The 10,574-nt window shown below is 45.9% G+C and carries 7 protein-coding genes and 12 tRNA genes; 16 read left to right on the top strand and 3 right to left on the bottom strand.

The window, feature by feature from the left end; translation table 11 throughout:
* Positions 1-278 (top strand): hypothetical protein (locus ACFQNG_RS11740; RefSeq protein ID WP_379865229.1); only part of this gene is annotated, 278 nt, incomplete at its 5' end.
* A gap of 68 nt (positions 279-346) precedes the next feature.
* Here the strand turns inward: ACFQNG_RS11740 and cstA are convergent.
* A complete protein-coding gene (gene cstA, locus ACFQNG_RS11735) occupies positions 347-2,131 on the bottom strand; it encodes a carbon starvation protein CstA (protein WP_379865227.1) in 1,785 nt (594 codons plus the stop codon).
* A gap of 257 nt (positions 2,132-2,388) precedes the next feature.
* Between cstA and ACFQNG_RS11730 the strand changes: the two genes are divergently transcribed.
* Positions 2,389-4,551 (top strand): type IA DNA topoisomerase, encoded by a 2,163-nt coding sequence (locus tag ACFQNG_RS11730; protein WP_379865225.1) that lies wholly within the window; start codon positions 2,389-2,391, stop codon positions 4,549-4,551.
* 540 nt (positions 4,552-5,091) lie between these two features.
* Positions 5,092-5,463 (top strand): iron chaperone, encoded by a 372-nt coding sequence (locus ACFQNG_RS11725; RefSeq protein WP_379865223.1) that lies wholly within the window; start codon positions 5,092-5,094, stop codon positions 5,461-5,463.
* A gap of 512 nt (positions 5,464-5,975) precedes the next feature.
* Here the strand turns inward: ACFQNG_RS11725 and ACFQNG_RS11720 are convergent.
* Together ACFQNG_RS11720 and ACFQNG_RS11715 are read right to left on the bottom strand one after the other, a co-directional pair.
* Complete coding sequence (locus ACFQNG_RS11720; protein WP_379865222.1) at positions 5,976-6,110, bottom strand: hypothetical protein; 135 nt, start codon at positions 6,108-6,110, stop codon at positions 5,976-5,978.
* A gap of 113 nt (positions 6,111-6,223) precedes the next feature.
* Complete coding sequence (locus tag ACFQNG_RS11715) at positions 6,224-7,780, bottom strand: glycoside hydrolase family 10-like protein (RefSeq protein WP_379865231.1); 1,557 nt, start codon at positions 7,778-7,780, stop codon at positions 6,224-6,226.
* A 506-nt stretch (positions 7,781-8,286) separates the two neighbouring features.
* On the opposite strand from ACFQNG_RS11715, the gene ACFQNG_RS11710 reads away from it, so the two are divergent.
* The 13 genes from ACFQNG_RS11710 (at position 8,287) to ACFQNG_RS11650 (ending at position 10,359) form a co-directional block, all read left to right on the top strand.
* Positions 8,287-8,362: transfer RNA gene (locus tag ACFQNG_RS11710), tRNA-Ala, on the top strand.
* 3 nt (positions 8,363-8,365) lie between these two features.
* Positions 8,366-8,450 (top strand) — tRNA-Tyr (locus ACFQNG_RS11705).
* A gap of 9 nt (positions 8,451-8,459) precedes the next feature.
* Positions 8,460-8,535, top strand: a tRNA-Lys gene (locus ACFQNG_RS11700).
* Between the two features lie 7 nt (positions 8,536-8,542).
* Positions 8,543-8,628 (top strand) — tRNA-Leu (locus ACFQNG_RS11695).
* Positions 8,629-8,633: 5 nt separating this feature from the next.
* Positions 8,634-8,707: transfer RNA gene (locus ACFQNG_RS11690), tRNA-Gly, on the top strand.
* Positions 8,708-8,712: 5 nt separating this feature from the next.
* Positions 8,713-8,787, top strand: a tRNA-Asn gene (locus ACFQNG_RS11685).
* Positions 8,788-8,791: 4 nt separating this feature from the next.
* Positions 8,792-8,867: transfer RNA gene (locus tag ACFQNG_RS11680), tRNA-Thr, on the top strand.
* A gap of 6 nt (positions 8,868-8,873) precedes the next feature.
* Positions 8,874-8,950 (top strand) — tRNA-Glu (locus tag ACFQNG_RS11675).
* A gap of 6 nt (positions 8,951-8,956) precedes the next feature.
* Positions 8,957-9,033: transfer RNA gene (locus tag ACFQNG_RS11670), tRNA-Asp, on the top strand.
* Positions 9,034-9,042: 9 nt separating this feature from the next.
* Positions 9,043-9,118, top strand: a tRNA-His gene (locus ACFQNG_RS11665).
* Between the two features lie 6 nt (positions 9,119-9,124).
* Positions 9,125-9,199, top strand: a tRNA-Gly gene (locus ACFQNG_RS11660).
* A gap of 9 nt (positions 9,200-9,208) precedes the next feature.
* Positions 9,209-9,285 (top strand) — tRNA-Arg (locus tag ACFQNG_RS11655).
* A 216-nt stretch (positions 9,286-9,501) separates the two neighbouring features.
* Positions 9,502-10,359: a hypothetical protein gene (locus ACFQNG_RS11650; RefSeq protein ID WP_379865220.1), complete on the top strand. Its 858-nt coding sequence runs from the start codon at positions 9,502-9,504 to the stop codon at positions 10,357-10,359.
* Positions 10,360-10,574 lie beyond the last annotated feature (215 nt).

Genomic DNA, 10,574 nt, shown 5'->3' with positions numbered 1-10,574 from the left:
TTTTTATTGATTCGACAAAAAAGGCTGCTGACCCTGCCTTTCAAGGCAGTTTGTCAGCAGCCTCAGCACTTGCCCTAAGGCAAGTGCTTTTTGTTGTGCGCACAGCAATTGCTCATTCGCTAGGTTCACATTTGAGCAGTGGAGGCAGCGGCTTATCGGTGGGTCAAGGTCGCCCGATTGAATGGTTCCGCATGAAGGGAGCCCTTGAAGCAGAGAGGAACCTTGCTGTGAAGGGCGAGTGCGAATGCACTTATAAACAAGAAGCAAATGATGTGTAAACAGATGCTAAAAGGAAAAACAGGGCATGCCGACTCCGACATGTCCTGTTTTATATCCAAAGATTGATCTAAACGGCAAGATCCAATTCAGTTTTTTGCCAAAGTGCCTTCCATTTGCTAAATGCCGTCACTAGTATGACAAGACCCAGAATGAGCATGATAATGGAAAGGATGGCGTTAAGGAGACTGTATCCGCTTGCGGCTGAATTGAGATAAACATTTTTGATCATCCAATACCCTGCGTAGTTAACTGTTACATAAAGATAGGCGAGTGGAATAAGGCAAGTTAAAACATACAGGCGACGATCCACAATTTTCAAAATAACAGTGGTACCGACAATCAGGCCGATAGACGCCATTAATTGGTTCGACACGCCAAACAACGCCCAAATGGAACCAATGTCGCCCGAATAGAGGAGATATCCCCACATGAAGCAGGACAGAGCGCTTGCAAAAATGGCACCAGGCATCCAATCCACTCTTTTGAGCGGTTTATAAAAATCCCCTAAAAAATCCTGGATCAGATATCTCGCCACGCGTGTTCCGGCATCAATCGCTGTTAAAATGAATACAGCCTCAAACATGATAACGAATTGGAAGAAGTAAGGAGCAAGATCACTAAACCACTTGATTTTCGTGAAAATATAGGTCATGCCCACGGCCAATGTTACCGCACCGCCCGTTCTTCCTTCCAAGTTCAGGCCAATGGTTTGACTGAGTTCCGGTAAATGAACCACTTGCATACCCAATGTTTTAAATACTTCCGGGGTAGAGTTGATGGCAAAATAATCAGCAGGCTGCAACGCGACCGCAGCGATCAATGCCATGACACCCACCAGCGATTCCAAAAGCATGGCCCCAAAACCGACAACCTTGATATCGCTCCAGCGTTCCAACATTTTTGGCGTGGTGCCGGAACCGACAAACGCATGGAAACCAGAGATGGCACCACAGGCGATCGTAATGGAGATGAACGGCCAAACCGGTCCGGCCATAATGGGTCCCCCACCATGAATGAATGAGGTGACAGCCGGAAATGGAATATCGGGATTAACAATAAATACACCGATGATAAGTGCAATGAATACGCCAATTTTCATAAAGCTGCTCAAATAATCGCGAGGCGCCAACAACAACCATACAGGAAGCGCTGCGGCAAAAAAGGCGTACACTGGGAGCAGAATGGCCAAGGTTTTTGGATCAAACGACAGCCACTCGCCAAATGCGCTATCTTGAATATAAGGACCGGCAAAAATAGCGATCATGATCAGGATAAACCCGACAGCGGAAGCGCTTTTCAGATTTCCCGTCAATTTATAATAAAGTCCCACAGCCATCGCAATGGGGATGGTTGAACCAACTGCGAACGTTCCCCATGGATTGTGTTCCAAAGCATGGATGACAACCATGGACAAACCGGCCATCGTAATGGTGATGATGAATAACATGGCCAACCCCGTGCAGAACCCAGCTACAGGACCCAGCTCTTCTTTGGCCACTTCAGACAGGGATTTTCCCTTTTTTCGCATGGAGGCGAACAAAACAACAGCATCGTGAACCGCCCCGCCAATGACGGCACCGATCAATAACCACAATAAACCAGGCAAGTAACCGAACTGTGCTGCCAGAATCGGACCAACCAGTGGACCGGCTGCGGCAATGGCGGCGAAATGGTGACCAAAAGCGACCCAACGGTTTGTAGGTACATAATCTTTGCCATCTTCTAATTCTTTTGCTGGCGTCGCAAGAGAGTCATCCAGTTTTAACACTTTTGTAGCAAAAAAAGTACCATACAAACGATACGCGATAACTAGAATGCATATCGCTGCAATGACAATGCTCACTGCATTCATATTTAAAACACATCCTTTGTGATTATAATTCTTTTGGGTTAATTTATATTATTTTAGTATGTATTTATATCAATCGTAATGAGAGCGTTTACAAAAGTCAATGAAATGGTTTACTTTCGCAAAATTATGTGTAGTCTAACGGAGTGATTATGTAGAATGAATGGGGAAGGGAAGAAGAGTAGTTTATTATCCTGTTTGTCGTTTTTCCTATGATATAGTGAATAGTATCCGAAACAGGAACGGGAAGGATATGAGAAATGAATGTCATTCTTGCGGAAAAACCGGATCAGGCACGAAAATTAGCCTCTCCATTTGTACATAAGAAAGAAAAATCGCGGATTACCATCGCACCATGCCAGCTATTTCCCGGGGGTGCAACCATCGTTTGGGCGATCGGGCACCTTTGTGAATTGGCGGAGCCGGAGAAGTATGATGCCGTTTGGAAAAAGTGGCGGCTTGACTCGCTTCCGGTCATTCCCGAGCGGTTCAAGCATCAAGTGATCAAACAAAAAGCGAGCCACTTTCAACACGTGAAAGAGGTTTTGAATAAAGCGGACACCATCATTATCGCGACAGACCCGGCCCGTGAAGGGGAATATATTGCCCGTATCATCATCCAAATGGCCGGAGCGTCCAAAAAAAAGATCAAACGCCTGTGGTGCAGTTCTTTAACGGAGTCAGCGATCAAAGACGCTTTTGCCAATCTGCGTTCGGATCAAGAGACAAAACCATATTTTGATGAAGCACTGGCCCGGGCTTATAGCGATTGGCTAGTGGGGATCAATACGAGTCGAGTGTACACGTTATTGATGCAACAAAAAGGGATGAGGGAAGTATTCTCGACAGGGAGGGTGCAGACCCCTTTATTGTGTCTCATCCGTCGGCGTGAAGAAGAGATTGAACGCTTTAAGCAGGAAACGTACTGGGAAATCGAAGCGATGTTTGATGCGAATGGAGAGAAATACAAAGGGAGATATCATGAACGGTTTTTTGAGAAAAAGCAAGCGGAAGGTTTGTTGGAGCAAATGCGCGGCAAGCCCGCTTCCGTGCGGAAAATCCAAACGCAGCTGAAAAAGGTGAAACCACCGTTGCTGCACAGCTTAAGCACACTCCAAGCCAAAATGAACCGAAAATACAAATTGGCGCCCGGCAAAGTGTTGCAACTTGTGCAATCCTTGTATGAAAAAGGACACGTTTCTTATCCCCGAACAGACAGCCAGCATGTGACGGAGGCTGAGGCGAAGGCATTTCCGGACATCATCCGTTCGCTTAAACACCACTACGACATCATGGACGAATTAAAAAGCATCAGCCAAAACAAACGATATGTCAACCCGAAAAAAGTGTCGGATCATTACGCGATGATTCCGACGGAGCAAGTCCCCTCTCCACACCAGCTTTCGAATGATGAATGGAAAATTTATGATGAGATTGCGCGTAGTCTGATCGCCGCTCATTATCCCGATCACGAATACCTGCAAACCACCGTGCTTACCATGATTGACCGATATGAATTTAAATCAGTCGGAAAGAAAGTAGTAAAAAATGGATGGAAAGCCATCTTTCAGAATGAACAAGAAGATAAAAATGAAGCGGAGGGAAATCAGCCGCTCCCTCCGCTGAAAGAGGGACAGGAAGTTGGGCCGGAAGTGATGCTGAAAGAAGGGGTGACGCAGCCACCGAAGCCCTACACGGAAGGCCAATTAATTACCTTGATGAAAACAGCCGGCAAACATATCGAAGATGAGGACCTTTCGGCGATGAAAGGGATGGGATTGGGGACTGAAGCGACACGATCAGGCATTATCCAAACATTAAAGGAGCGTAAGTACATCGAAGTGAAGAAAAACGTGGTATCCACGACCGACAAGGGAAAGACGCTTGTTGCGGCTGTTGCCGACACGATTTTGGGGAAAGCGGATTTAACCGCAAAGTGGGAACAGTATCTCCATTCAATCGGCCAAGGTGAAAAGCCTGCCGCCCCCTTCATTGAAAAGTCAAAGGAATTGGCGAAGCATTTGGTGGCGGATGCGATCAGACGGGCCAACGATTGGGAAATTCCCGCAGCGATGCGAAAAACAGCACAAGCAGGCACACGATCCGCCAAGTCACAAGAGCCGCTTGGAAAATGTCCCATGTGCGGTCAGGGAGTCGTCGAGCGCCAAAAATTTTACGGTTGCCATGGTTACCAAAGCGGATGCAAATTTACGCTTCCGAAAGAGTTGCTTGGGAAAAAGCTGGGGAAATCCAATGTGAAAAAGCTGTTAAGCGGGAAAGAGTCTGGCTTGATTAAAGGGTTTGTCTCAAAGACAGGCAAACCGTTCGACGCCCGCTTGCTTCTAAAAAATGGGAAGATTGTCTTTGCGTTTGCCGATCAGCAAAAACCCCCATCCAAGATGGATGACGTTTCAATAAAATGAAAAGAAGCGATGATGCAGCGGTTGCACAACGAATGTGCAGCCGCTATCTTTACAGGGAAGAAAAGGAAGAAATAAATTTATAAGAATATTATATACAATTATTACGAAATTACACTCTAATAAGAGCTGAGATCAAGGTTTCTACACAAAAAGGAAATTGGAATAAATATTTAATTAAATGAGGTTAATTGTTTTGTTTTTTTGTTGTTTTTTATCTGTTGTTTCTAATGCTTTATAAATATTAGTGGGTTCTGTTGCAAAGTTGAAAATTAAAAATAGGATTTATGCTATGTAGCTATAGATGACATGTAGTTATATACTTTTAGACAGACCAGCTATCGCTGGCGATACAAGTCAGATACTTTTTAAAGCCTCTAATTTGCATTTTAAGCCATTTTGACTATCCAGGTTGTAAAATATATAGTTGGAAATAGGTGTTGTTTAAGAACGTGTCTGAGCGGTTCTGTGAGGAGTTTTAACGACGAATGGGTTTGAGGAACTTCTCTGAACGACATAATTTTTATTTTAGGAGGGAACAACATGGAAGTTTTTGCAAAATATTTAGCAGGTATCGATAACCCCGACCACCGCGACCGAACAGAGGAAATTTTGGCGTGGGTTGCTAATAAATTCCCAAATTTGGAACCGCAAATCAAGTGGAATACGCCAATGTTTTCCGATCACGGCACATTTATCATCGGCTTTTCCACAGCGAAGCATCATTTGAGCGTTTCACCCGAAGAAGTAGGCATTGCGCACTTTGCCGATGACATTGCACAAGCTGGCTACAGCGCTACCAAAGGCTTGTTTCGAATTCCGTGGAATGAGCCGGTAAATTACGAATTGCTTGAGAAAATGATTGAATTTAATATTCAGGATAAAGCAGACTGTTCAATTTTTTGGCGGAAATAGAAAAAATAGGATAGCCCTTAGAAAGCCTGTGAGGGCTTCTTAGGGCTTCTGAGAGGCTTTAAGGAGTTGATAGCTATGCAAAACTATGCCCCACGCTTTTACATGCCCCAACACTCTTGTTGGGGACGCCCTGACATGGCGAATGTCAAAGTTTGGGGTGCGCCCTTTTTTAATAAGTGTAAATTATTACAGAAGCTAAGAAAATAATTCTCTTACTTATTCCAGAAAATGGCCCTATAGTGGCAGAGTGAAACTTAATTGTTTTTAGTTAACCGTGAATTTCACTTATTCCACTAACGGGTGCATTAGTTTAATAAATGATAAAAGGAGAACACATATTATACACGACTAATATGTGCTCTCCTTTATTTTTTAAAGCTTTTTATAATTTAGGTCTTGATAAGCGTTCCCATCCTTTTTGCATCAAATAAGACGGAAATGAGTGAATATTACGAACATCATTTGTGAGGATTTTCTGTTTGGATGGGGGCGAAGTGGATGAACGAACGCGCTTATTTCACTCGTCGCAAATGATTCCGTTTCTTCTGGGCCTTCTTCACCGTTTCTTGCGCATGAAGGTCTTTTAAGAATTGGGCTTCCCGATTCATGGACATTGACTGCAAGAAAAAGCGGAAACATTTCGACATATTATCCATCACCTCATTCGTATGTTTAATTTTTAGAATATAGCAAAGCAATGCGGCCGGCAACCTCTTTTTAAAAAAGAAATCCCCTTTTTACAAGGGTAGGAGAAAAGGAATCACTTCACTGAAAAAGAGCGAAGTTGAATAGCGTTGCTGGCGTTGCTTTCGTGATGGAGGCGATCGACAGCCGTGATGAGATAGGTGTAAGACTTCGTAGCCTCCGCCGTTTCATCCTGAAAAATTTGCGGAGTGGATCCGGATACCGTTTTCCGCATGGTACCCACAATATGTCGGGGTTGGTCAAGAGAAATCGTGTCACCTTGTGCAAACCGATAAATCACAAAATAACTCGTCTGGTTGGCGTTATCGGCAAATGTCAGGGTGGTTCCGCCGCTTCCGCGTATTGCGGAAAGAAGGGTGGGGGCGGAGGGAGCTTGTCCACCCAACCAAGGCATGACAGGAATAAGGGACGGATATCGATATAGATCTGTGCGCAAACGTTCGGCAAAGCCCAATGGATTTTTTAACAAGTCTTTTGTGCTGAAGAAGATGCTTCCTTTCACTTGGGGGTATTGTTGATTCAATTGCAGTTGGTTGGGGATTTCATCAGGATGGTTCCATTCCGTATTGCTGCCGATCTTGTAGACGGCATGCCCAATGTACAAGTGCGTTGCCCTTCCATTCACTTCATTGGCCCACCAGGGAACGAGCTTTTCATAAGCGGCAGCCGCATAACCGATATTCCAATAAATTTGTGGGGCGATATAATCGATCCAGCCTTGGCGAATCCATGTGCGGGAATCAGCGTAAAGGGAGTCGTAGGCTTGAAAGCCGGACGTGTCTGATCCGGTGGGGTCGGTTGACTTGTTGCGCCAGATGCCAAATGGACTGATGCCAAACTTCACATAAGGCTTTAACTGTTTAATTTGTTGATCCACTTCTTTGACCAATTGATTCACATTGTTACGCCGCCAATCCGCTTTATTGGGAAAGGTGGTTTGCCCATAGGTTTGGTATGTCTTCTCATCTGGAAAGTCGGTGCCATCCGGATAAGGATAAAAATAATCATCAAAGTGAACGGCATCGATATCGTAGTTCTGAACCACTTCCTTGATGCTGTCGACAATATGCGCCCGCACTGCTGGAATCCCCGGGTCATACCAGAGCTTGCCACTGTAAGTAACCACCCAATCGGGGTGTTGGCGCGCCGGATGGTTCGGGACGAGTGAGGAGAGTTGGGTATCCATGCTGACCCGATAGGGATTGAACCAGGCATGAAACTCCATGTTGCGCTTATGCGCGGCTTGCACCATAAAAGCGAGGGGATCGTAGCCCGGCGATATGCCTTGCGTTCCCGACAAATATTTGGACCAAGGATTGAGCGTGGAGGGATAAAAGGCATCAGCCGTTGGTCTCACTTGGACAATCACCGCATTGATGCCCATTTTTTTCAATTCATCCAAGAGAGAGTTAAACTCGGCTTGTTGTTGTTCTTTGCTAAGACCGGTTTTGGAGGGCCAATCAATATTGGTTACGGTGGCGATCCAGGCGGCTCGCAATTGGCGTTTCACCTCAATGGCTGAGAAGGATGAAGCGGTGTGGCGTTGCTTCGCTAGCCCTTGCATCGGGTTCACCAACAGACAGAGCAGCAGGGCCAGCAGACAAAAGCCCATTTCTTTTCTACTCAACCCGATTCACCTCCCATGATTTTTATAATTTTTCATCCCGATTAAATTATAGCTCAATTTATATTAGTTTGAAAGTTTCGGTCGCCAAGGGGCGTGTTTGACGTAAAGAGTGTAAAATAAACGTCGCGTTTGAAATTAAATTAACGAATTCTTGTGGATCGGTTTGGCTCGATTTATTCATCCGGATCAAAAATGCGCGATAAAAGCAGACGGGCAACCCGCCAAGACGATGGTTGGACCTGAGAAGTGGCGATGGATTTCGCTGTTGGTCTTATGTTTGGGCTATATGATTTGCTAAATAGATTTTTTATGCAAAAAAGGAATAAAAAAATGGGGTTAGGGTATTGCATTTTTGGGTGAAGCATGGTAAATTAGTATCTCGTGAGCAACCCAATCAAGGCTCAAAAGCCTATAGCCCAGTTGGTTCGAGCGTACGCTTGATAAACATGAGGCCTATTGTTTGAGTCGGTCTGGGTGCACTAGAGCAATTTGGGGCTATAGCTCAGCTGGGAGAGCACCTGCCTTGCAAGCAGGGGGTCAGCGGTTCGAATCCGCTTAGCTCCACCATATGGAGGGATACCAAAGTGGCCAAATGGGGCGGACTGTAAATCCGCTGGCTTCGCCTTCGTAGGTTCGAATCCTACTCCCTCCACCATTTGAATTTGAGCCATTAGCTCAGTTGGTAGAGCACCTGACTTTTAATCAGGGTGTCGAAGGTTCGAGTCCTTCATGGCTCACCACTCTTTTGCGGTCGTGGTGGAATTGGCAGACACGCTATCTTGAGGGGGTAGTGATCCCTGATCGTGCGAGTTCGAGTCTCGCCGACCGCACCATCCTTGCGGGTGTAGTTCAGTGGTAGAACATCGGCCTTCCAAGCCGAATGCGAGGGTTCGATTCCCTTCACCCGCTCCAGATGTTCCTCAGTAGCTCAATGGCAGAGCAACCGGCTGTTAACCGGTAGGTTGTAGGTTCGAGTCCTACCTGAGGAGCCAACATGCTTCCTTAGCTCAGTCGGTAGAGCGCTTCCATGGTAAGGAAGAGGTCACCAGTTCGAGCCTGGTAGGAAGCTCCAGATATTGGCCCGTTGGTGAAGCGGTTTAACACACTAGCCTTTCACGCTAGCATGCAGGGGTTCGAATCCCCTACGGGTCACCATGATGAGGAGCTGTGGTGTAGAGGCCTAACATGCCTGCCTGTCACGCAGGAGATCGCGGGTTCGAATCCCGTCAGCTCCGCCACTTATCTTGGCGGCCGTGGCGAAGTGGTTAACGCACCGGATTGTGGCTCCGGCATTCATGGGTTCGATTCCCATCGGTCGCCCCATTATATGCGGAAGTGGCTCAGGGGTAGAGCATCGCCTTGCCAAGGCGAGGGTCGCGGGTTCGAATCCCGTCTTCCGCTCCAATGATATATGTGCCCTTAGCTCAGCTGGATAGAGCGTTTGACTACGGATCAAAAGGTCGGGAGTTCGAATCTTCCAGGGCACGCCAAGGCGAAACAGCGGACGTTAGTCCGCTGTTTTTTGCATTTTACCAAAGGTTAGAAAATCTACTTCAGCGGGATAATGTCATGGAAGGCTTTGTGTAAAAAAGTTTTTTGGTGGGGATTATATTGTTCGTTTGAATTTTTCCCTTTTTTTGTTTTTTGTAGAAGGAATAACTAATTGTGCGTTGAAAATAAATTAAGCATAAGGGAGGGATACATACATGATTAAAAACTTTTCTAAATGGGTAGTCATGTATTTGATGGCATGTGTGTTGTTGATTGCTTCTCCAAGTATTTCAAATGCGTCGCAGAGTGGCACTTCACTCAAAATGCGCGCAGATGCGCTGAAGAATGCCAATTTTTTGACCATTTTGCGCTTTGACGATGATTGTACTACTCTGTATATGGATGCCAAAATCGGTCCGTTCACGGATAAACTCGGACCCGTGCCAGCAGAAACCGATTACGATGTGCTCTATCAAATCTATGAGCTGCCAAAAGGGGACAGCAACCTTTCCCAAGGGAAACTGGTTAAGTCAGGTGAGGTTGCCAATGCGATGGATAACAAGCAGTTTTCCATCAAACAATCTGTTCCGGCATCCAAGCAATCGAAAAATTATGCAGTCAAATTGGTATTAAGGGCGGATGGCACGCAACTCGGCAAATCGATGATCGCGAGGTTGCAATTTGGTGCTTGTGGAAAAGATAATCCTGGGGACAACCCGGGAGACAATCCTGGAGACAATCCTGGGGACAACCCTGGGGACAACCCTGGGGACAACCCGGGAGACAATCCTGGAGACAATCCTGGGGACAACCCTGGGGACAATCCTGGGGACAACCCTGGGGACAATCCGGGAGACAACCCTGGGGACAATCCGGGAGACAACCCTGGAGACAATCCGGGAAATAACCCAGGAAATAACCCAGGGAACAATCCGGGGAACAACCCACCAACTAAAGGCGGAAAATTACCGAAAACGGCGACATCTTATCCTTTTCAGGCAGGAGTGGGTTTCAGTTTGTTACTGATTGGGGCATGTGTCATCTACTTTACCAAACGTGCCAAAACAAATTAATTAAGTTAGATAGAAGGCTGTATGCCAAGGCATGCAGCTCTTCTTCTATCTATCAAGAAAATCCGTTGTCTTTGAAGAAATAAATGGTTGACTTATGAATATAACCATGTTAAGATCATATTTGTCGCCGCGAGAAGCGGTGAGCTGAATAAAATGAAGTGTTCCTTGAAAACTAAAGAGTGAACGTGACCTGTCAATTCGATGTGACACTTCGG

This window comes from Laceyella putida, assembly GCF_042665195.1.
GTDB classification, from domain to species: Bacteria; Bacillota; Bacilli; order Thermoactinomycetales; family Thermoactinomycetaceae; genus Laceyella; species Laceyella putida.
This window is presented reverse-complemented; position numbering and strand designations above follow the sequence as displayed.